Below are 20,109 nucleotides of genomic sequence, written 5' to 3'. Positions count from 1 at the left end.
TAAATAGGAGAGTCGCCATGTCCCTTGGTCGTGTCCATTCCATGGACTCATTTGGCACGGTAGACGGACCGGGTATCCGTTTCATTGTGTTTATGCAGGGCTGTCATATGCGTTGCCGGTACTGTCACAACCGGGATACCTGGGATCTGCGTGATGGCGGTGAGGTGCTCAGTCATGAAGAAGTTCTGGACAAAATCCTCAAGGTGAAGAGCTTTCTGACCGGTGGTGTTACGGTCACTGGTGGCGAGCCGCTGCTGCAGGCTGAATTTGTTGCCGATCTGTTCAAGGCGCTTAAAGCGCACGGTATTCATACTTGCCTGGATACCAATGGATTTGCCAAACAAATCACGCCGGATATTGAACGTCTGCTGTCCTGCACCGACCTTGTGCTTCTGGATATCAAGCACATGGATGAAGAGATGCATCAAAAGCTGACCTATGTTACCGGTCGATACACCCGTAATTTTGCCATGTATTTACAGGAGCTGAGAAAGCCAACCTGGATCCGCTACGTGGTGGTGGAAGGGTATACCGTTGATCCACTGTATGCCGCCATGCTGGCAGACATGGTGGAGAAAATGGATTGTGTTGAGAAGGTGGAAATCCTGCCTTATCACAGCCTCGGCGTGCATAAGTGGGATGCCTTCAGTAAAAGCTACGAGCTGGAAACGGTGCGCCCGCCATCCACTGAACAGCTGGATGCGATCAAGGCGGAGTTTGATCAGCGAGGAATTGCTGCGGCTTATTGATGAACTTTTTGTTGGTTTGGTTGGTCCAACGATCGTGCATTTTGACTTTCGTACTTTGCCAGAAGGTGTGTTGATATGTTGCAGCCGTTAGATGCCAGCCGTTCCATTTTTGTCTCATCTTCTGTTGGTGGGGCACCTAATGCTGAGTCTTTAGCTGAAGAGCCTCCTTTGACCCCGGTTTTGAGCAACTTGGGTAGGAAGGTTGAAAATCAAAGTGACAAATCTCTGCCTGATATTCTTTCTCCAGCCTGTGATGAGGCTATTAGGAAGCCAGCTTTGCAAAGAGGAGTGGATGGCATGCAGGCTGGTTTGCCTTTATTGAGGAGGTTGCATAACTTCCCTGATCTTAACTGTAGTGGCAGTCATGCACAAACCTATAGGGGAGAGGTTTGTGACCAGGCCGCTAATTTTAATATGCAGCGGCGGGAGCAGAGTCCCGAAATAACTGTTGATAATAAATCCTTAGATGATAGTTCCACCTGTCATTGTTGTCATTGGGGCGGGTTTAATTGTTTTCCTGCACCAATGGCAATGAATCGAGAGCCAGAAGCGCAATCGCCAGGTAATTCTTCTGATGACTGTTGCGGAGATTGCGGAGATTGTGGAGATTGTGGAGATTGCGGTGGTTGCGTGGTTATGTGATTGTTTCAACCACAAATGTTCATGACGATGGTTTGTCACCCTCTGTCATGAAAGCTTTAGCCACAGAGTCACGGAGACACAGAGGAAAAGCGTTTTTCTGTTCTCCGTGTCTCTGTGCCTCCGTGGCAATTTTCTTTCACGGCAAAGAGCACGGAGTTCACAAAGTATGAGGAAATCTTCTGTGCTCTCCGTGGTTGATCGGGGGTTAGTTAAAAATACGGTTTTCCTGTTCCTGAACCCGGATAAACGTGGTTCGCTTGGACAGTTCTTTCAGTTGCGCGGCACCCACGTAGGTGCAGGTTGAGCGTACGCCACCGAGGATGTCCTGAACGGTTTCAAGGATCGGACCACGGTAAGGTACTTTTACGGTTTTGCCTTCCGAGGCGCGGTAGTTGGCAACGCCGCCAGCGTGCTGGTCCATGGCGGTGGTAGAACTCATGCCGTAGAACAGGCGGAATTGCCGACCATCTTCTTCGACCATTTCGCCGCCGGACTCATCGTGACCGGCAAACATACCACCGATCATGACAAAATCAGCGCCGCCACCAAATGCCTTGGACACGTCACCGGCACAGGTGCAGCCACCGTCGGAAATCACCTGACCACCAACGCCATGGGCCGCATCGGCACATTCAATAACAGCGGACAGCTGTGGATAGCCGACACCGGTTTTAACGCGGGTGGTACAGACGGAGCCCGGTCCGATACCCACTTTAACGATGTCGGCACCTTTCAGGATCAGTTCTTCCACCATTTCTCCGGTAACCACGTTACCGGCAATAATCACCATGTTGGGGTGACGCTGGCGAACACGGGCAACGAACTGGACAAAATGCTCTGAGTAACCGTTGGCTACATCGATACAGATAAAGCGGAGTTTGTTGTTCAGGGACAGGATTTCAGACATTTTGTCGAAATCGTTTTCGGATGTGCCGCTGCTGACCATGATATGGTTTTCAATGCCTTCAGGGGCGTTGTCGAGGAAGGTCTGCCACTCTTCGACGGTGTAATGCTTGTGAACCGCCGTCAGCATTTTGTGTTCAGCCAGGGCGAGAGCCATGGCGAAAGTGCCGACGGTGTCCATGTTGGCAGCAATGACGGGTACGCCGGTCCATTCCTGGTCAGTGTGAACAAATCGGAAGGTGCGCTCCAGGCTTACCTGTGAACGGCTTTTCAGGGTGGAACGTTTTGGGCGGAACAAAACGTCTTTGAAACCCAGCTTGATATCAGCTTCTACACGCATAGTAACTTTTTAATCGCCATCTTGCAGTGCCCTGGCATGGTGATCCGGGGATCATGCAGCAGCACTGGCAACTACGTTGGTTTGGGGAAGTTGGATGTACAAGCGGCCGGACAGCCTGGATGATCAGGGGAGACCCATCTTCGATTAAGAGAAGATGGTGCCAGACCCAACATCTTTTTTAAGGACGAAAAAAATGGGCGTGTTTGACGCTTATACGGCTGAAGTATACCTAGGCGGTTATTGAAATGGAAGCAAGGTGGTGTTTTTGGCATGCTTCCCGCTGCCCGAACAAGCACAAACCGTTTCGGCTTCTTCGGGCAGCGGATAGCGGGGCAGCGTCGCTTTTAATCAATCAGGTTACGGATCTGGGTTTTGATCAGATCGATGGCAATCCTGTTTTTTCCGCCATGGGGAATGATCAGGTCAGCATGCTGGCGTGCAGGTTCAATAAACTGCATATACATGGGGCGAACCGTTTCCAGGTATTGCTTGATAACGGAATCCACATCCCGGCCCCGACTGAGAATGTCCCGCTTCATACGACGGATCAGGCACATATCCAGTGGCGTATCCATAAAGAAGCGCAGGTCAAAGGCTTCCCGGATTTCCGGGTTGGTGAAGAGGAGGATGCCTTCATAGATAACCACGCGGGCAGGGTTTACCTTGCGGGTATCTGTCCGGCGATTGTGCTGGCTATAGTCGTAGAGTGGGACCTCTACTTCCTGACCATTTTTCAGCTTGATCATCTGCTCCAGCATCAGGTCATGATCCATGGACTCCGGGTGGTCATAGTTGGTACGAACCCGCTCCTCCATGCTCAAATGTGTCTGGTCTTTATAGTAGGAATCTTCTGAAATAACACACAGGTGCTCTGACTGGAGCTCTTCCACCAGTGTTTCTGCCAGCAGGCTTTTGCCGGATGCGGAGGCGCCGGCAATGCCGACGAGAATGGTTTTCTGTTTCATGGGGGATTCTGGTTGTTAGCGTCTGTCTACGGGAATAGGGTGTCCGTTGTCGTCTATGGCGACATAGGTGAAAAAACCTTCAGTAACCTTGTGACGTGCTTCTGATTTATACGGGTGGGGCATTACCCACACTTCAAGCTTAATACGCATCGAGGTGTTACCGACGCGAATGATATCAGCATAACAGCAAACCACGTCACCAACCTTCACCGGATGGATAAAGCTCATGGATTCAACGGCAACGGTAGAAATCCGGCTGTTGCAACGGTTTTTCGACGCCAGGCCACCGGCAATGTCCATCTGGGACATGATCCAGCCCCCGAAAATATCACCATTCGGGTTGGTGTCGGCAGGCATTGCCAGTGTGCGCAGAACCAGATCACCCTGTGGTTCACTCATCAGAAAACTCCATACGGGTCGTAACTGGCGGCGAATGCTATGCCGATGGAACAGCCTTGTAAATCCGTATTTCCATGAACGGTTGATGGAAAGTATTGGCATGGAAAACCGTGGACTATTCCTGTATAAGTAGTTAACCAAATGAAATCATATATTTCTGACTAAGTTGTCAGTCACTCTGCGGCGTTGCAACTCCGGTCACATAGCTACGGCTATGCTCCCTGCGTTGCGCCTTGCATAGCAACTGCCCACTTAGCCAGAAATATACGATTCCATTTGGCCAACTACTTAAGTTCCGGCTTTGTGAACTGTGCAACCTGCGTTGATACCTATGACATCCCCACTATTCTCACATTTAACCAATCAGGGGCAGTTAATTGTTCGTAACCAGGCGCTTTTCGAGCTTGAGCATCTGGTGATGATTGGCTTGCCAGCTGATGATCTGGCAACTCATTTGTTGAATGATGGGGTTGGCTATATCACGGCACTCACTGGTGATTTCAGTACTTATCGACGTCTGCTGCCTTTGCAGGCCCGGCTGGAAGACCGCTTCTCCCTCAGTTTTGCGCCGATCCTGTCGATGGATTTTGCCCGGCCTGTTGATGGTGTTTTGCTGTTTCTCCAGAAAAGCAAACCATTAATGGACTTCTGGCTGGGGATGGTATTGAGCTTTTTGCCGGAAGGTGTGCCCATTTGGCTGGTGGGAGAGAACGATGAAGGGATCAAGTCCTGGAAAAAGCGGCTCAAGAACAGTTTTGACTATGTTAAAAGTGTCGATAATGCCCGTCACTGTGTATTGCTGGAAGCTTCAGAGCCGTTGCAAAAGCCGGAGAATTTTATCCTTGAACCGTGGTTTGAGACGTTTTCTGTCACGGCTGGCCCGGTCAATATGGACATTACCTCATTACCCGGCGTGTTCAGCCATGGTCGTCTGGATAAGGGAACCCAGGTTCTGTTGGCAACGCTGGATAAAGTGCCTTCAGGCAAGGTGCTGGATTTTGGTTGTGGCGCTGGGGTGATCTCCGCTTATATTAATACTCTGCCCGGTGAGTATGATATTACCCTGGTGGATTGTGATGCCCTGGCATTGGCCAGCAGTACCAAAACCATGAGCGCCACAGGGCGAAACTCTTTTGCGGTACTGCCCAGCGATGGCCTGTCAGAAGTGACAGGGCAGTTTGATCTGATTATCTCCAACCCACCGTTTCACCAGGGCGTAAAAACCCACTATGAGGTGACAGAGCAGTTTCTTGCCCAGTCATGTCAGATGCTTCGCCCGGGTGGGGAGCTTCGTATTGTTGCCAATAGTTTTCTGCGTTATCCGCCCATTATTCAGAAGGCTTTTGGCCACTGTGAGACATTGCTCACCCGGGATGGGTTCTCGGTTTATCGGGCGGTGAACAGATACTGAAATTTCTTGCTTTCAGTTGCCTGAAAGGTTATTCACGACATTGTTCCACTGTAAGCTATTCATGAATCGCCTGACCGTATTAAGATAACCCAAGGGCTTACCTTAAGAGTGAGGCGCGACCATGCATAATAAAATTAAACCAGCGTGGGTATTTTGCGGCGTGTTTCTGGTCACGTTGCTATGGGCAATGGAGTTTGATAACCGGCCACGAGCCCGACTGGCCATTCCCTACTCATCCGACCATCTCAATTCATCAGCCAGTGAGCAGGTCACGCAAAGTGACCGGAACATTGGCCTGAAGTCTGACGAATTTACATCGAATATCATTGCGGACCACTAGCACACGGTTTCAATGCAATTGATGGTCTCCTTCTTTTAATGATTCCCAATCTCCGTTCGTCCTGAGCGGAGTCGAAGGGCGTAAACACCATACCTTGAAAAAGACTGTGCCAATCACCCTTCGACTTCGCTCAGGGTGAGCGGAGATTGTACACATCAAACTCATCGCAATGATGTGCTAGAGAGCCAGATAATAAGGTGACATCAACTGCCTGGTTTCTTCCGTGTAGTGAGGAGGCTGGGTATATATAGTGACCGTCTCCTCGTGTGTTTTCAGAGGTTTATCCCGGCTTAACACCAGGATATAGCGGTGGTTCCCATGACGGCTGGAAGAACGCAGCCCAATCTGCTTTATCAGACCCAGTCCTTCCGTGGCAGCCGCTCTCAAAAAATGCTGTGTGAATTCCACGGGCAGTAAAATCCAGGCTTCGCCAGTGGTCGCCAAATGCCGGGAAATTACCCTGGCAAGATCCGTAAAACTCAGGCTATCGGTATGACGGGCCATGTTTCGTCGCTGGTCGTCCCCCTTGAAGGATTGCTGAAAGAAAGGCGGGTTCGAAATGATACAGTCAAAGCGTTGCTGACTGGTGGCAGAGAATATCTGGATAGCGCTATTGACCAGTTGAAGCTGATCGACCCAGGGACTGGCGGCAAAGTTACGGACCGCTTGTTGTGACGCTTCTTCATCCAGCTCCACGGCCGTGATTTTCCCATTGCAGTTCTGAGCGGCCATCAGGCTGAGCAACCCGGTGCCTGCACCAATATCCAGAATGGACTGGCTATGTCGTAAGCCGGATGACTCAGCAATAAGCGCACCAAAGATGCAGGCATCCGTGGTGACTTTCATGGCGCATTCACCCTGGTCAATTCTGAACTGCTTAAAAGCAAAGTAGCTGTTTCTGGCCATGACGTTTATTTTCTACTCAAGTGCTGCTGAGCCAGAACGGCAACAATAATCATAATCAAGCCAGCATAGGTGGCCGGATAGATAGACTCACCAAGAATATTGGCGATGAAAATCAGTGATAGAAACGGACTAAGGTAGCTGATATTGCTGACCATGGCAGTATTGTCCGCCAGTTTAAGGGCTTTCAGCCACAGGATATAAGCAAAGCCCATTTCAATCAGACCAACATAGGCCGCTGCTGCCAGACCTTCAGAGGCAATGGGCCAGAAATCGGAGAAGAGGGCGGTGGCAGCAATAATCCAGGGCAGTCCACAGAGGAAGCAGATCAGCAGGCCAACCACAGGATCCCCTTCGCGCCGGGTATTCAATAGCCAGTAAAGCGCCCAGATAATGGTGCTTGACAGTGCCAGAATAACACCGATGGGACTGGCGAAATTAAGATTTTCAAACTCCCCACGGGTACAGATAAGCAATACTCCCCCGTAGGCCAGCAGGCAGCAGAGCAGGCTGGTAAGCGACAGTTTTTTGCCCAGCAAAGGAACGGCAAGCAGGGTCAGCGCCATTGGCCAGCTGTAGTTTAATGCCTGCGCCTGTTGCGCCGGAAGCAGGTCGTAAGCGCCGAACAGGGCAACGTGATAGAGAAAAGGGTTTAACAGCCCCAGGGCCAGAAATAATCCCGATGATTGTTTGAATTGGGAGACGACTAAACCAGCCTTTCCCTGAATCATGACAATGATGCTAAGCAGGGTGGTGGAGGTTGCCACGGACCAGAATACCAGCTGCCATGGGTCAAGATATTTAAGGGCTATTTTAAAGGCGGTGGCAATGGTCGACCACAATAAGGCCGTGGCCAGGGCGTAGAAACAGGCTTTGCTATTGTCTGTCATGGATGCTGCTTGGAGACGTTGGGTGAGTAGGTTTGAGTATTGACCAATACTATCTCACAGGCCCCAAAAGAAACAGGTAAGGAATTGTCGCGAAATAAGTTCCGCCGTTGACTGAGACTTGCTCGCTTCCCGCTTCCCGAAAAAGCACAAGTGGCCTGTCTTTTTCGGGCAGCGGGTAGCGCTTATTGAAATGTCGAAGTTATTAAACAACAGTTCATGAATAGTTAATGAAGGTTACCCTTCAATGGAGATGGTCACGTGACGGTTGTTTCTCCGGCCTTCTCTGGTTTGATCTCCGCTCTCCAGTACACCACCGGCCACGGCTTTGATGCGATTGCCATTGACGCCACGCTCTTCCAGGTATTGTTTGACACTTTCAGCCCTGCGCAGTGCCAGTTTTCGGTTGTGTTCCAGCGGGCCGGTTGAATCGGTGTAACCAACAGCTGTCAGATGAATGTCAGACTGTTGTTTGGCAACATCTGCGATTTTGTCCAGCGCCTGACGACCCGGCGGGTCAATGTCTGCTTTATCAAAGCCAAAGTAAACCATTCCCAGCTCTCTCTGTAGTGGGCAGCCATCCGCATCGACGGGAATGCCTTCGGGGGTATCCGGGCACTTATCAATGTCATCGGGAACACCATCCCCATCACTGTCGATCGGGCAGCCATATTGGTTAACTGCCATATCGACGGGGGTATTGGGGCAGCGATCCATATTGTCTGGTACACCATCACCGTCGGAATCGGGGCAACCGTGAGCATCCACTGTGACACCGTAAGGGGTATTGGCGCACTTATCCAGGTAGTCAGGAACCCCGTCATTATCGGAGTCTACCGGGCAGCCACTGTGATCGACGGTTATGCCTTTGGGTGTGTCTGCACAGCGGTCTTTGCTATCGGGAACACCATCGTGATCACTGTCACTGCCAGTCAGCGCACAGATAGCGGTACCGACCAGGGCACCACCTATAGCACCGTAAGCGGCCGATTTACCTCTGTCGGATGAACTCGTACTGTTGGCTGCGGCGCCAACAAGACCGCCGGTACCCGCCCCGATCAGGGCGCATTGGCTCCACCGGTTCAGATGGCCATCACTGGCGCAGCCAGTAAGAAAAAGGGTGATGATGAACAGTGTTAGTGTTTTAAGGGGAGTGATGAAGGGCATGGATCAAACTCCGGGTGTGTCAAGTTAGGGAAGTGTTGACGTCTAATCGGGTAGGGATTTCTCGTGCAGATAAAACAGACAGGTTATTGGATGACTGGAAGCTTCGAGTATAGGCCAAAATATTCACTGCCAGAGTCTCTTTCCATATGAAATGAGCCTGTTGTTTTCCATGATCAGATTATGAAGCCAATTACAGGTGCTTATCTTTATTGGCAGACAACCGATAACCATGACCATGAAAACCAGGATCGTTGTTTATCCTGGCTCCGGGTCTTTATCAAGGCGGAAATATTAAGATGACAAATGTCCAGGCCGTTGCCATTCATGAGCTTGAGCAGAGTATTGGTGAAACTGAATTTTTGCGAATTCCGGAGTTGGTTATTGATGCTGGTGAAACGGTGTGCCTTCAAGGCGGGAATGGCTCTGGCAAAACCACCCTGTTAAGAACCCTGATGGGGCTTGTCCGCTATAACAGTGGCGATCTGATGGTTCTGGGCAATGATATGAGAAAAATTGGTACCTCCTCTCTGGAAAGACTCCGTGCCGACTCTATCGGATTTATTTTTCAGCATTATCGGCTGGTGCCATATCTAAGTGCTTTCGATAACATTTTGTTGCCCTGCTATTTCTCAGCGAAAAGGCGGTATGAAGCAGAAAGGAAATCTGAAACGGCCGCCAAGGATGCCATTCGTCTGATTCGCAAGCTCAGCTTAACAGACCCGTCACGGCTATCAAAAAATGCTGCCCAATACAGCGCCGGTCAACAGCAACGCTTTGCCATTGCCCGTGCGCTGATTGGCAAGCCTGAAATGGTGTTGGCGGATGAACCGGCTTCGGCTATGGATTGCAAGGGGAAGAAAGCCGTTTACCAGCTGTTACAGGATGAGTGTCGTGCAAGTGGAGCCACACTGATCTGTACCACCCATGATGAAAACGGCATTGATGGTTTTGACCGGTATGTGAACATGGATACCTTGAACCAGGCAAGGGAGCGCGAAAACCGATGGTCATTATGAAGATTATGCGCAGAAGCCTTGGTCAGAGAGCCGGACGCACAACCATTTCGATTCTGGCTCTTGCTTTCAGCATTGCGCTTCTTCTGGTGATCAGCCATATTCATGAAGCCGTACGATCATATGCACGACAGGTGTCTTCAGGTGCAGACCTGATTGTCGGAGCACCTTCGCAGCCGGCACATCTGGTCCTTTACAGCCTTTTTCGCATTGGCCCTCCTCCACCGGTAATATCCTGGGATCTCTATGAAGCCATTGCTGGCCTGAAGGATGTGGAGTGGGCTGCGCCGGTGTCTACCAACGAAAGTCATCTTGGATATACAGTGACTGGCAGTACTGCACGTTATATGGAAACGTTGCAACTGAAAGTCCTTAATTTTATTGGCAATGGATCAGGCACGGAGTTCAGAAATCATCGTTCGGCATTTATTGGTGCCAGACTGGCGGGAGACTACCAGCCCGGAGAAACCCTGAAGATAGCCAATGGCTTTTCACCCTCATCAAAAGATGAGTATCAAACGCCAGTTATTATTCAGGGGGTTTTAATGGAAACCGGAACCTCACTGGACAGTAATATTTTAATTCCTATTGAAGGGCTGCGAAAAATCCGAAAAGCCCATGGCATAAAAACTGATCACCTTAATTTCATTTTGATAAAATTGCGCCATCGTCACTCCCTCTTTAAGGTGCAGAAAGAACTGAAGTCAACCTTCAATACACCACTTGAAGTAGTGATTCCTGCGTTAGAACTGGAAAAGCTTGGGCACTATCAGCGAATGCTCAATAATGTGTTTATGGCCATGAGTTTTATCATCGGATTGCTCTCTTTGATGATGATGTATTTTAATCTTTCTGCCGGTTTTGCCGAGCGAAAACAGGAAGTCGAACTGCTACGAATGGTAGGGGTAAGCCCGTGGCAGCTGGCAGTCCTGACATTGGCAGAACCGATGCTGCAAATCCTGTTTGCTCTTTGTTCTGGTGTTGTTCTCTATAAAGTATCGACTCTGTTCCTGGGAAGCTGGATTCCTGTTGTGAGCAGCATCGCACTGCCTTTTGAACAGCTGCTTTGGTTGTTGTCGCTGTTTTTACTGGGTTTTCTGGTGGCCTGCCTGCCGGCATGGCGAATCTATGGTTTTTCCCGAAGAACTTAGATTGAATGGTTTAAGGCGGCATCCATGGATGGGGCTGCCACCATAAACGTTGAGAAACCTTTTATTTGTTACTGTCGTATACCTCCATCTTTTATACTACAACCTGACATAGAGTTCATCACGTTGGCAGAATTCAAACGTCAACCGATCTATATCTATTAATGGTCGTAGGCAAGCTACATGCCCTGTTAAAAATCATAGCAATAATGTCTGGCAAATTATGAGAAAAATACTCTAAAAAATATTGAAACCAATTAAAGGTGGCCAAAGTCTATGGTAAGTGTCTACTAAAGAAAAAAGAGGTTTTTATTTATGGACAGCATGTCATCTTTACCAGCCACCACCCAGCCATTGACAACCTCTGTAAATCCACCGGGTTCAAATGGTGTGGCAATAACCGTTTCTTCCAATATAGCTGGAACGGATACCGTAACAGTGGCCTCAGGGGATACGAAGAATGAAATGCCAGACAAAGCACCAGGAGAAGAAGGAGGGGCTGTAGGTGATTCAATAAACGATAAAACCGTTAAGGAAACCAAAGCCGACGCTCAAATGAGTGACAAGGGGGCAGGTGATGTAGAAGAAACGGGCTCTGAAGAGAGTGCAGCAGACGCAGGAGTAACTCCGAAAGAGTCTGATGAAAAGGAACAGCTTAAATCAATGACAGACAAGCTCCAGTCTGCTCAAATAGATGATGGCTCAGAGGCTCCGGAAACAGCTGCAGAGCAACCCGAACTGGAGAAAAATGACTCTCCGGAGACTGAAGGTGAGACTCAGGGCGCAGATGAAGGTGCGGAACCTGAAGAAAGCATCGAAAACACGCAAGAAGAAGGAAAAAAGGAGGAAAGTTGATGGTGTCTGGCTCTTGCGATGTGCTGAAAGCGATGGCTTGTTAATTGGCTGTTTTAGCAAGAGATGGTTTAAAACTGAGTTTCAGAAGAGCCTTGTTGTCAACCAAGGTATCTTCTGCTGAAAATGGTCGTGTAGATTATTGTCAGACTTTTGCTTTGCTCTCTCATTGATCAATTCGCTATTACTGCACAATAGCAGTGCAGTCTATCCTCCAACAAGCTCATAGTATTCCATTGGCGATTTCTCTGCGTTCCCATTGATAACCTCGCTATCAGTTCACTGTTGTGTTTCACGAGGTGTCCGGAGTCATTATATCACCTCAACTGGTATGAAATTTGTATACTAAAATAATAAGCATCATGGGTAGACAGTCTGAACTGGAGGTGACAGTATGTCCGACTTGCCAGTGAAAAATATTTCTCAACGTTCAAGGAGTGAACATGGATAAAGAGCATCGAGAGTCAAGTACGAATTTGGAAGGCTCCGAGAAGAAACTAAGTTTTGTTATCAATGCTACAGAAGATCGTGTCAGCCGCCTGCGCCAGGCATACCTTGATGGGACGTTGATAGTTGACAGTGAGCGTCTCGCCGAAAAAATGCTTGCCTTTGAGCAACAGCTTGAAATCGTGTTTCCCGAAAAAGACAGCCCCTGAGTCAATTTACGCCAGTTAGAAATCCTTTATCCTGCCAAGGCTTGATCATCCACTGTGAATGAAGTACGCTTCAATCGCGGTCATAAAGGTGTATGCCTTGGTATCTGTCCGATTACGCATGCTCCCATGGCACAGCTGGATAGCGCAGCCCCCTCCTAAGGGGCAGGTCGGAGGTTCGAATCCTCCTGGGAGCGCCATAAAAATCAAAGAGTTAGAGGCTTATAACCACTAACTCTTTTTTGTTTTCTGGGGTTGGGTGTAGGTATGGGTGTAGGTTTCTATTTTGCTTTACGTGGGATTTCCTGAGACATTCAGCTGCAACAGCCTTTCAATCTCTTCGTATCACCAGCAGCTATGATCAGCTCTTGAGTTCAAAAGCTTACTTCAGCATGTCGGTTATCATCGTTCGATTTGCTTCCAAAGACTCTTTGGTTACTTTGAGTCGGTAGCCTTTCCTTCTTATGGTATTCCAGTAGGTCCAGGTTTTTTGCCAGAAGTTCATCCACTTCACTGGTTTGTGGAGGGTGAAAGTCTCATACTGACAAGTACTATGGATCTACTTTATTAGGAAATGGGATGACATTGCGGTTATGACCGCTGATCTTGGCTCGATAGGTAACCGACAGAAGCCGCCAGCCCTTATCAAACCAGTCGCTCTGGATTAAAGACCTGAGCGTCAGAATCCCTTGGCCTCCCGGATTCTCCACCGCATTCCCGAACATTTCATGCGCTGAGTAACCAGTGTTTTGCATGCTGCTTCAATCACTCCAGTGCCGATGGGAAGACTTTCTGACAAATGCTCTACGTACTTCATCCGTGGGCTATTTTTTCTGAAGTATTCCAGTTCGGTCTTAAGCTTGGATCGGCGCGGGTGTTTTTTGTGTTGGTAAGTCAGGACCTTGATGACTTTATCAATTCCGCCAGTTTCTTCTTTCAGAATATGCCGGTACGTTTTGAACTTCTCTTTAGCCTTTGGACTATTTTCACCGTACGACAGATCAAAGGCTTTCTTCAGGTGCTCTGCCGCATGGTAAAAGTCGATAATTTCATGACCTTCAGGTAACTCTCTGGAGAGATATGTCCAGTTATCTTTGGCTCCATCTGCGACTTTCACCAATGTCAGACCCGGCTTTTGTTCAAGGACCTTATTCAGGTGATTCTTGATGGACTGTTTCAATGTCTCCTTTTTGCTCTCGGGCATTCGCCCCATCCTTATGGTGGATAGCCGATTACCCAGATCATCATAAAACGACAGCGTTCCACAACTGGCTTCCTGACAACCCGCAGGGCCTGTGGTACGCTTGCCTTCAGCCGCTCCCTTGTCCCGTTTTTCCTGACGCTTTCCGTCCTTCATAGGTAGCATTACACCATCAAGAGAGGCCGCTACCGTCACTGCATTGGCCGGAACCTGAAAGTTGTCTGCCAGAATATACTCAAAAGGTTCAAGATACTGTTCCCACCGTTCACTGAGTTTTGCAGGAAGACGAGCCAAAGTACTGGCCGACGGTTTCATATTTCCCAGCAGCTCAAGAAGGCTTGCAACTTCGGTTGGTGGCAACTGAGCCACCATCCATGCCGCTTGCTTTGCCGCCCTGGGTAACCAGAATCCTTCAACAATCCCTGCCTGGAGTTCCAGGGGGACTATACATTTGCTTCCTGAGCCGGATCGATACAGGGTTCGCTTTACCCGGACAGGGCCAGCAGCAGATTGGTATGTTTGATGATTTTGAGCCACCCTGCGATAAACGGTGCCCTTGACCTCAATAGAAGGTTCATTGACGTCCAGTTTTTGGAGGTCTTCAGAGAGAATCTCCTGCTCTGCAAGAGCCATGAGGTTATGCAGTTCATTTTCGTAATCCTCCCAGTGGAGCTCATGGCATGACTGGCGAAGAAGAGATAACCGATGTTGCAGCATCTCGATTGCAGGGCAGTGATTACTAGCGGGAATGGTCAGTGGGTGACATACTTCCATGGAGGGCGGCCTCTCGCAGATGATTCTTTTGTCACATGAAAATCATAGCTGCGTTTGGTCGCCTTTGTTGTTCGGGTATTTTGGCTCCGGGACGTAAATCCTGTGCTTCAGGGTCTGTAGTTGTGCTCAGTATGAGACTTTCACCCATATAAAAAAGTTGAAAATTATTATTATTGGAACTTCAAGACTTTACCGAGAAAGCTAAGCTGGTTTTTTATAAGTTCAATCTGACTGCTACCAGAGCGAACAGTAAGATGGTCGTCGTCTAGGCTGACAAGATCAAAGAGGTGGTAGCCGGAACGCATACGAAACATTATTGCGATTTTATCAGAGGCAAGAATGATTTCAGTAGGGTCTACAATGGCATAGCCCCGTGATTCTGGCCAGGCTTCTGTTGGGGCATCCAACTCGATAGCAACAGACTGATAGGTAATACCGGCGGTTGTAACCTTCTGCTGCTTTGGTAATTCTCCTGAGACGGTACCAATAACAGGCAGCATGAGTTCCTGATCAGCATACGGGAAGCGCAACTTTTCATAAGCGGCCATCTTCTCAGCTTCATCGTAATACAGGTCGATATCAGGCTCGATGTCTTCCGGTTTGCACTGTAATGCCCGGGCAAAGCGGATAATGGCATCGGTATTCAGGGAGACCTTGCCATTCATGTATTGAGACACAGCCCCCTGACTTTTAAAACCCGTCAGTTTTCGTAATGTTTCCTGGGTAAGCCCAAGCTCATCTTTTTTGCGCTGATAGATGCTCTTGAGCCGTGCCGAGCGAGCCTTGTGGGTTTCTGTTACTACCCTGTTTATAGCTGTTTTTCCCTTGTTGTCTGTAGTCATTACTTCCTTCGTCTTTAAGTAGTTGGCCAAATGGAATCGTATATTTCTGGCTAAGTGGGCAGTTACTATGCAAGGCACAACGTAGGGAGCATAGCCGTAGCTATGTGACCGTAGTTGTAACGCCGCAGAGTGACTGTCCACTTAGTCAGAAAATACGATTTCATTTGGTTAACTACTTATGTTCATCAATACAATACTCCTCAGACATCCCGTCCCGGGATATCTCAGCCGGCAGTCCTGGCAACTCATCGAACAGAACAATATTTAATTTTAGCGTCCGTAAATACTCCGGCTCACTATCCTCCGCAGCAGACGGCTGGTTGGCAGTAGTCCTCTCACGGATTACATTCGCCAATGTGCCCTCTAACTGTAGAGGTCATCTCCTGGCGGTCACTATCCAGTGTGTTACCAGACAGGCGCTAGACAAGTTGAGCTATATGCCGTTGACTTAGCTGAGGCTCTTCACGAAGATTTATACGAAGTAATGCCTGACCAGGAACCCCCGGGTCTATTGTTTCTAATGTTTCTGGCTCACGCAAACAGCACGAACAAAAAATCCTTTTTATACAACGCATAAAGCCCGACCCTCTTTCCCCAGAACTCCCTTGAACTGAGTCCTCACGAGGCCTGCCTTGCACAGTCCAAAGGTCATAACTTGCGGCTCTTGCTTTCACTGAAATCACTCCTCTTAACTGTTAGACATAAGTTATGCTTTCTAGCCGACAATTGGACTCCACAACCCAGGGATTTATCCTTCTAGCCAATAAAAAAAACCTTGCCACGAAGACACGGAGAAAAGAAAAGCTGTTTTTCTGGGGGATTTTATTGACAGGGGGCTGAAGGAGCAAAGAACCATAAATATTTGCCGCCCGATGGTAGAGTCAGGGGCTGCTTTAGCAGTGATGGGGAATCATGAGTTTAATGCGATCTGTTATGCCACTCCAGACCCATTAAAAGAAGGGGAGTACCTCCGGCCACATACCAAACCAGGCAACCAGAAATCTCACCAGGCTTTTCTGGATGAATTCCCGCTGGGATCACCCCAGCATACAGAGGTTATTGAGTGGTTTAAGACGCTTCCGGTATTTCTCGACCTTGGAGGTATCCGGGTGGTTCATGCCTGCTGGCATCAGGAAAGCCTTGAAGTGGTTAAACCCTGGCTGGATGACAGAAACTGTCTGCTTCCTGAAGCTTATGCGTTGGCATCGAATAAAACACATTCACTCTACACTGCCATTGAGTACCTGTTAAAGGGCGTTGAAATTGATCTGCCCGATGGTATCAGCTTTAAAGATAAAGACGGAAAAGAGCGAACAGCGGCACGTATTCGCTGGTGGGAGACACAGGCTGAAACCCTGGCTGATGTGGCGATTGGCCCGGGCATGGAATCATTACCAGACACCCCCGTTGCCACTGAACATTTTCATTACCATGATTCGGTGCCGGTCTTAATTGGCTGGCTCGGGTTGATGATCTGATGGTGATGGAGTGGAGTTAATCTCATGGCGCTTAATTCGCTGAGCTACTTCTTCAGCGTATCTCCAGCCAAAGGACTTTAATTTCAGGCTGTACTTTTCTGACTCAACACTCCACTCTTTGTTAGGAATATATTTCAAGAGTGCGGTATCAGCGATCAAGTTATTAAAGTCATCGTTGGCAATGTAGATGCAATTATAGAAAATAATCCTGAGTTCATCTGAGGTCAGTCGTCCCCGGACCATTTTATAGAATGATCTCTTGCTGTCTTCATCAATGGTGGAAAGGTGTATAAATTTAAGTAAGTGGTAAATTGACCGAAGGTAATGGCTGAAATTATTATCATATTTATTTCTTAGTTGATTATAAGCTTCTTGAAAGGATTCTTTATCTCTTGGGTAAACTCCTGAAGATGGTCCTGTAAAGTCAGGATTCGAGGCGTACAGCTCTTGTAATAAGTAGTTAACCAAATGAAATCATATATTTCTGACTAAGTGGGCAGTCACTCTGCGGCGTTGCAACTCCGGTCACATAGCTACGGCTATGCTCCCTGCGTTGCGCCTTGCATAGTAACTGCCCACTTAGCCAGAAATATACGATTCCATTTGGCCAACTACTTAGATATGAGAAGCAATCAACGCCGTGGATAAATTTGTTATTTTTTTCATCGAATATTCGGAGAGAACGGGTGAGGTTGTTATGGATCTGGAGTATTTGTATAAAACTACTCTCAAATCGTTGCTGCTTGATTTCCCTGTTTTGGATTTCGAGCTCCATCTCTTGCTTTTGAAGCTCTTTTCTCTGAGTCTCAAGGCTTTCTCGCTGAAGTAAGAGTGTATATATTAAGCCCGCAAGTCCAAGCCCGGAAAATAGTGAGTTAATGACTCCAAACATATCACCAAGTTCAGCATGGTTTGGGGTTTTATATAATAGGATGCCGGACCCAAGCCATGCTGAAATGATTAATAGTGCAGATGAAATTAGGATGGTGTTGTTTCTTTTCATTTTTATTTCTTATTAGTTTTTCACAAGTAGTCGAGTTCACTTATTTTGCATGATGATTCATGGAATCATCATAAGGTGGGTGAGTAGGGTTTAAACTCTTCATCATCAAAAAGTTTACACCGAGGTTTGGTATCTTCTGTCTTGACTGTCAGTGTGCACATCAGCTGATAGTACAAAGGCGCATCGTCATTAACCCGGTTAACCGCAAGCGTCAGCTCAGCGTCCTGCCCGATCAATCGATGGATGCCCTTTGCCAGATATCGTGGGCAATAACCGATGATCTCCGGTGTTTCGCTGGTGCGAATAGCGAGCGCCATCTGGTCTGCCGGGTTCTGAATATCCTGCATCAGCAAAAGCGGATCGCCGGGTTGCAGCGTTTTGATTCGGGTTCGGGCGGAGTCCGAGGCGTAGCGTACGCCATGAACAAAAAAGTCGAATTCAAAGGAGCCCGTCGTATTCTGCTGCACTTCAGGAAAGACCTGCAAATTGTCGGTACTTTTAATACCACCGGTTTTGGCCAGAATAAGCAGTGGGCAGTGTTGTCCTTCCAGGCCCAGCCAGGATAATAACAGCTTATACTCAGGTCGACGCTCTGATAGCAGCCGGTTGGCAAACAGGGGGAATAACCGTTCAGACTGATAAATCTTGGTTAAATCCTCCATACCGGTAAATGGTGTAAACCGTTCACTATGGCCAGCTCCCCGGGTGTATTGAAACTGGTAATGGTCGCCGTTCCGGGTCAGCTTGCCCACCGGGTGCCACTCTCTTTTTAACGGGTCCTGCCAGGCTAAAAATACGCTGTTCACTGGCGAGTGCATAGTAGGCTCCTTCTATTTTCTAACATCATTTGTTCGGCAAATTGAATGGCTAAGGGTGTTGTTACCTCCTCTGGTATTCGCCGTAGCAGCTGACCTGTTTCGGCCTCGTCCAGCAGACTGAGTTTATTCAGCCAGAACTCAGCAGCCCGGGGCTGCATTTCACTGGCAATTAGAAAAGCATCCATGGTTTTCAATGGTTTCTTGTCGGCTTTGGACTTATAGAGCGCGCAACTGGCTTTCCTGACGTATGCCGCAACGGAAAAGCCCCGGTCCTTAGTGGTCAGACGCTGCTGTCGCGTTTCATCCCGTTCTGTGCAGCCAAGGCTGGAAGCGTGATCATAGGTTGGGCAAAGGTACTCCCATCACCCGGGCTACCGTGTGCTCCCTGACCCGGACAAACCGTTGTTGATCATCGCCGGAGTAGGTATTGTCACTGGACATTAACAGCTGGTTACCCAGCGTCATCCGCCAGCGGGTGCGGTCCGTAATAATGCTCGGGCTGGTGACACCAATATTGCCCTGAAAGCGGGCCATCTCATAGGTGGCGTGTGGAATACCCAGCTTCAGGCATAGTTGCTCTGCCACCTTTTCCGACCAGTGCTCCCCGGTTAACAGGCGTGACTTTTTAAACAGCCATTTCTGTTCCTGCCAGGTGTACCAGGATTTCTCCTTGGTGCCGAGGTCCTCCGGCGAGTCCATCTCTTCCCTGATATCGATGATTTTATAGGGTGCTGTCACGCCGGGGTTCCTGGTTTTCTTGTGTTATTGGGTTATTTAACGGTGACCTGGCCGTTCATTAGCATGGGGAGGAGCCAGTCTCGAAGAGCTTCCATATTTGCCGTTTCTTGTTGACACTCAGCGATTTTGTCATAGACAGGGTTTAAGATTGCAGAGATTGAGTTCAGTAGTTCATCGTCTTCCGGCAATGCTATCTGAAGGTTCAAAATATCTTCAGGCGATATAGAAGGATATGATGATTTTGATGTTTCTGATATGCGAACCAGCTTCTCTGTGCAGTCGGTACTGGTTATGAGGTGATAAAAAATAATGTTGAAATCAATATTATCTTTATGTGAAAACACGGCATAACCAGTAGACGCAACCATGTTATCTACTGGTTTTTTTATTATTCCGTAATGGCACTGATTAGGGCGCACTGTTGAATATAAAATGTCGTTCTTACCAACCAGCATATTTGCTCGGCTCGGTATTTTATCTGTTCCGAACGTTAGCAGCTGGAGTGAATCTAGCATGTTTTTGGTTAGGCTTGATGTATCAAGATACATAATGTTCGAGAATGTATGTTTTTTTCCCAACTTTTTCTCGTTGCAATTTAGGTGTTGTGTTAGCTGGCTCACCCTCCACCTCGCTGGGATCTCTCGCTTCAGCACCTCATTGTAGGCCATCTTGCCACCAGAGGATTTGTAGGGTTTGCCATTGGCATCGGGGAATTCGAACTGTACAAACCAGTAGTCGTACAGGGTTTTGGCCATGGCTTCCAGTTCGCTGTTGATGCGGTTGTTGAGTTCGATTTTTTTATCGATGGCTGACAATACTTTAGCTGTAGATCGTTGATAATCTATGTAACCATTCGCTAAATCTATTATTCAAGCATCAATAG

Annotated in this window: 22 protein-coding genes, 1 tRNA gene and 1 pseudogene; 10 read left to right on the top strand and 14 right to left on the bottom strand. The window is 48.3% G+C overall.

Translation table 11 applies throughout. The features are described 5' to 3' along the window. Nucleotides 1-17 precede the first annotated feature (17 nt). Together pflA and CX664_RS25775 are read left to right on the top strand one after the other, a co-directional pair. Entirely contained in the window at nucleotides 18-749 is a 732-nt protein-coding gene (gene pflA / locus CX664_RS15455) for a pyruvate formate-lyase-activating protein (protein WP_163369918.1), read from the top strand. Between the two features lie 75 nt (nucleotides 750-824). After that, on the top strand, nucleotides 825-1,391 hold the full coding sequence (locus CX664_RS25775) for a hypothetical protein (RefSeq protein WP_146000043.1): 567 nt from the start codon (nucleotides 825-827) through the stop codon (nucleotides 1,389-1,391). Nucleotides 1,392-1,596: 205 nt separating this feature from the next. Here CX664_RS25775 and CX664_RS15445 read toward each other — a convergent pair whose 3' ends face one another. The 3 genes from CX664_RS15445 to yciA form a co-directional block, all read right to left on the bottom strand. Further along, nucleotides 1,597-2,634 carry a GMP reductase gene (locus tag CX664_RS15445; protein WP_101747608.1) on the bottom strand — a complete coding sequence of 346 codons (1,038 nt, stop codon included), beginning with the start codon at nucleotides 2,632-2,634 and terminating at the stop codon, nucleotides 1,597-1,599. Nucleotides 2,635-2,978: 344 nt separating this feature from the next. Then, entirely contained in the window at nucleotides 2,979-3,599 is a 621-nt protein-coding gene (gene udk / locus CX664_RS15440) for a uridine kinase (protein WP_101747607.1), read from the bottom strand. A 15-nt stretch (nucleotides 3,600-3,614) separates the two neighbouring features. Next, nucleotides 3,615-3,998, bottom strand: a complete 384-nt coding sequence (gene yciA, locus CX664_RS15435) for an acyl-CoA thioester hydrolase YciA (protein WP_101747606.1) — start codon at nucleotides 3,996-3,998, stop codon at nucleotides 3,615-3,617. Between the two features lie 331 nt (nucleotides 3,999-4,329). Here yciA and CX664_RS15430 point away from each other — a divergent pair, with 331 nt between their 5' ends. Beyond that, complete coding sequence (locus CX664_RS15430) at nucleotides 4,330-5,409, top strand: class I SAM-dependent methyltransferase (RefSeq protein ID WP_101747605.1); 1,080 nt, start codon at nucleotides 4,330-4,332, stop codon at nucleotides 5,407-5,409. Nucleotides 5,410-5,530: 121 nt separating this feature from the next. Beyond that, on the top strand, nucleotides 5,531-5,749 hold the full coding sequence (locus tag CX664_RS15425; protein ID WP_101747604.1) for a hypothetical protein: 219 nt from the start codon (nucleotides 5,531-5,533) through the stop codon (nucleotides 5,747-5,749). A gap of 177 nt (nucleotides 5,750-5,926) precedes the next feature. On the opposite strand, the gene CX664_RS15420 is transcribed toward CX664_RS15425, so the two are convergent. The 3 genes from CX664_RS15420 to CX664_RS27815 all read right to left on the bottom strand — a co-directional run bounded on the left by CX664_RS15420 (nucleotide 5,927) and on the right by CX664_RS27815 (nucleotide 8,706). Then, the gene (locus tag CX664_RS15420) at nucleotides 5,927-6,655 is read right to left on the bottom strand and encodes a tRNA1(Val) (adenine(37)-N6)-methyltransferase (RefSeq protein WP_101747603.1); all 729 of its coding nucleotides are present in this window, start codon (nucleotides 6,653-6,655) and stop codon (nucleotides 5,927-5,929) included. A 5-nt stretch (nucleotides 6,656-6,660) separates the two neighbouring features. Then, entirely contained in the window at nucleotides 6,661-7,542 is an 882-nt protein-coding gene (locus tag CX664_RS15415; protein WP_101747602.1) for a DMT family transporter, read from the bottom strand. A gap of 234 nt (nucleotides 7,543-7,776) precedes the next feature. Further along, nucleotides 7,777-8,706, bottom strand: coding sequence for an OmpA family protein (locus CX664_RS27815; RefSeq protein ID WP_101747601.1), 930 nt, complete (start codon nucleotides 8,704-8,706; stop codon nucleotides 7,777-7,779). A 296-nt stretch (nucleotides 8,707-9,002) separates the two neighbouring features. On the opposite strand from CX664_RS27815, the gene CX664_RS15405 reads away from it, so the two are divergent. The 5 genes from CX664_RS15405 to CX664_RS15380 all read left to right on the top strand — a co-directional run bounded on the left by CX664_RS15405 (nucleotide 9,003) and on the right by CX664_RS15380 (nucleotide 12,572). Then, complete coding sequence (locus tag CX664_RS15405; RefSeq protein WP_146000042.1) at nucleotides 9,003-9,722, top strand: ATP-binding cassette domain-containing protein; 720 nt, start codon at nucleotides 9,003-9,005, stop codon at nucleotides 9,720-9,722. A 5-nt stretch (nucleotides 9,723-9,727) separates the two neighbouring features. Further along, on the top strand, nucleotides 9,728-10,870 hold the full coding sequence (locus CX664_RS15400) for an ABC transporter permease (protein ID WP_180966513.1): 1,143 nt from the start codon (nucleotides 9,728-9,730) through the stop codon (nucleotides 10,868-10,870). A 321-nt stretch (nucleotides 10,871-11,191) separates the two neighbouring features. Continuing rightward, complete coding sequence (locus tag CX664_RS15390; RefSeq protein WP_180966512.1) at nucleotides 11,192-11,722, top strand: prolipoprotein diacylglyceryl transferase; 531 nt, start codon at nucleotides 11,192-11,194, stop codon at nucleotides 11,720-11,722. Between the two features lie 440 nt (nucleotides 11,723-12,162). Beyond that, nucleotides 12,163-12,375 carry a flagellar biosynthesis anti-sigma factor FlgM gene (locus CX664_RS15385; protein ID WP_101747596.1) on the top strand — a complete coding sequence of 71 codons (213 nt, stop codon included), beginning with the start codon at nucleotides 12,163-12,165 and terminating at the stop codon, nucleotides 12,373-12,375. A 120-nt stretch (nucleotides 12,376-12,495) separates the two neighbouring features. Then, a tRNA-Arg gene (locus CX664_RS15380) sits at nucleotides 12,496-12,572 on the top strand. Nucleotides 12,573-13,051: 479 nt separating this feature from the next. Here CX664_RS15380 and CX664_RS15375 read toward each other — a convergent pair. Then, the gene (locus CX664_RS15375) at nucleotides 13,052-14,347 is read right to left on the bottom strand and encodes a hypothetical protein (RefSeq protein WP_146000040.1); all 1,296 of its coding nucleotides are present in this window, start codon (nucleotides 14,345-14,347) and stop codon (nucleotides 13,052-13,054) included. Nucleotides 14,348-14,517: 170 nt separating this feature from the next. Beyond that, nucleotides 14,518-15,189, bottom strand: a complete 672-nt coding sequence (locus CX664_RS15370) for a helix-turn-helix domain-containing protein (RefSeq protein ID WP_101747594.1) — start codon at nucleotides 15,187-15,189, stop codon at nucleotides 14,518-14,520. An 809-nt stretch (nucleotides 15,190-15,998) separates the two neighbouring features. On the opposite strand from CX664_RS15370, the pseudogene CX664_RS15360 reads away from it, so the two are divergent. Continuing rightward, a pseudogene (locus CX664_RS15360) lies at nucleotides 15,999-16,667 on the top strand (metallophosphoesterase); the annotation flags it as partial. Here the strand turns inward: CX664_RS15360 and CX664_RS15355 are convergent. The 6 genes from CX664_RS15355 to CX664_RS15330 all read right to left on the bottom strand — a co-directional run bounded on the left by CX664_RS15355 (nucleotide 16,638) and on the right by CX664_RS15330 (nucleotide 20,041). Next, entirely contained in the window at nucleotides 16,638-17,135 is a 498-nt protein-coding gene (locus tag CX664_RS15355; protein ID WP_101747591.1) for a putative phage abortive infection protein, read from the bottom strand. The pseudogene CX664_RS15360 and the gene CX664_RS15355 sit on opposite strands and share 30 nt — an antisense overlap. Beyond that, nucleotides 17,128-17,670 (bottom strand): hypothetical protein, encoded by a 543-nt coding sequence (locus CX664_RS15350; RefSeq protein ID WP_101747590.1) that lies wholly within the window; start codon nucleotides 17,668-17,670, stop codon nucleotides 17,128-17,130. The genes CX664_RS15355 and CX664_RS15350 overlap by 8 nt, the downstream gene beginning before the upstream one ends. Nucleotides 17,671-17,738: 68 nt before the next feature. Next, nucleotides 17,739-18,488, bottom strand: a complete 750-nt coding sequence (locus CX664_RS15345) for an HIRAN domain-containing protein (RefSeq protein WP_101747589.1) — start codon at nucleotides 18,486-18,488, stop codon at nucleotides 17,739-17,741. After that, nucleotides 18,473-18,673: a hypothetical protein gene (locus tag CX664_RS15340; protein ID WP_101747588.1), complete on the bottom strand. Its 201-nt coding sequence runs from the start codon at nucleotides 18,671-18,673 to the stop codon at nucleotides 18,473-18,475. The genes CX664_RS15345 and CX664_RS15340 overlap by 16 nt, the downstream gene beginning before the upstream one ends. A 151-nt stretch (nucleotides 18,674-18,824) precedes the next feature. After that, entirely contained in the window at nucleotides 18,825-19,226 is a 402-nt protein-coding gene (locus tag CX664_RS15335; RefSeq protein ID WP_101747587.1) for a hypothetical protein, read from the bottom strand. A 32-nt stretch (nucleotides 19,227-19,258) separates the two neighbouring features. Beyond that, nucleotides 19,259-20,041 (bottom strand): restriction endonuclease subunit S, encoded by a 783-nt coding sequence (locus CX664_RS15330; RefSeq protein ID WP_101747586.1) that lies wholly within the window; start codon nucleotides 20,039-20,041, stop codon nucleotides 19,259-19,261. Nucleotides 20,042-20,109 lie beyond the last annotated feature (68 nt).

The sequence above is a fragment of the Endozoicomonas acroporae genome (assembly GCF_002864045.1).
GTDB classification, from domain to species: Bacteria; Pseudomonadota; Gammaproteobacteria; order Pseudomonadales; family Endozoicomonadaceae; genus Endozoicomonas; species Endozoicomonas acroporae.
This window is presented reverse-complemented; position numbering and strand designations above follow the sequence as displayed.

Bases quoted from the DNA above. Each gene is read 5' to 3' on its own strand.
- yciA (WP_101747606.1), bottom strand. From the start codon at position 3,998: ATGAGTGAACCACAGGGTGATCTGGTTCTGCGCACACTGGCAATGCCT.
- CX664_RS15375 (WP_146000040.1), bottom strand. From the start codon at position 14,347: ATGGAAGTATGTCACCCACTGACCATTCCCGCTAGTAATCACTGCCCT.
- CX664_RS15415 (WP_101747602.1), bottom strand. From the start codon at position 7,542: ATGACAGACAATAGCAAAGCCTGTTTCTACGCCCTGGCCACGGCCTTA.
- CX664_RS15385 (WP_101747596.1), top strand. From the start codon at position 12,163: ATGGATAAAGAGCATCGAGAGTCAAGTACGAATTTGGAAGGCTCCGAG.
- CX664_RS15420 (WP_101747603.1), bottom strand. From the start codon at position 6,655: ATGGCCAGAAACAGCTACTTTGCTTTTAAGCAGTTCAGAATTGACCAG.
- CX664_RS15390 (WP_180966512.1), top strand. From the start codon at position 11,192: ATGTCATCTTTACCAGCCACCACCCAGCCATTGACAACCTCTGTAAAT.
- CX664_RS25775 (WP_146000043.1), top strand. From the start codon at position 825: ATGTTGCAGCCGTTAGATGCCAGCCGTTCCATTTTTGTCTCATCTTCT.
- CX664_RS15370 (WP_101747594.1), bottom strand. From the start codon at position 15,189: ATGACTACAGACAACAAGGGAAAAACAGCTATAAACAGGGTAGTAACA.
- CX664_RS27815 (WP_101747601.1), bottom strand. From the start codon at position 8,706: ATGCCCTTCATCACTCCCCTTAAAACACTAACACTGTTCATCATCACC.
- CX664_RS15445 (WP_101747608.1), bottom strand. From the start codon at position 2,634: ATGCGTGTAGAAGCTGATATCAAGCTGGGTTTCAAAGACGTTTTGTTC.
- pflA (WP_163369918.1), top strand. From the start codon at position 18: ATGTCCCTTGGTCGTGTCCATTCCATGGACTCATTTGGCACGGTAGAC.
- CX664_RS15350 (WP_101747590.1), bottom strand. From the start codon at position 17,670: ATGAAAAGAAACAACACCATCCTAATTTCATCTGCACTATTAATCATT.
- CX664_RS15425 (WP_101747604.1), top strand. From the start codon at position 5,531: ATGCATAATAAAATTAAACCAGCGTGGGTATTTTGCGGCGTGTTTCTG.
- CX664_RS15405 (WP_146000042.1), top strand. From the start codon at position 9,003: ATGACAAATGTCCAGGCCGTTGCCATTCATGAGCTTGAGCAGAGTATT.
- CX664_RS15400 (WP_180966513.1), top strand. From the start codon at position 9,728: ATGCGCAGAAGCCTTGGTCAGAGAGCCGGACGCACAACCATTTCGATT.
- CX664_RS15345 (WP_101747589.1), bottom strand. From the start codon at position 18,488: ATGCACTCGCCAGTGAACAGCGTATTTTTAGCCTGGCAGGACCCGTTA.
- CX664_RS15430 (WP_101747605.1), top strand. From the start codon at position 4,330: ATGACATCCCCACTATTCTCACATTTAACCAATCAGGGGCAGTTAATT.
- udk (WP_101747607.1), bottom strand. From the start codon at position 3,599: ATGAAACAGAAAACCATTCTCGTCGGCATTGCCGGCGCCTCCGCATCC.
- CX664_RS15340 (WP_101747588.1), bottom strand. From the start codon at position 18,673: ATGGATGCTTTTCTAATTGCCAGTGAAATGCAGCCCCGGGCTGCTGAG.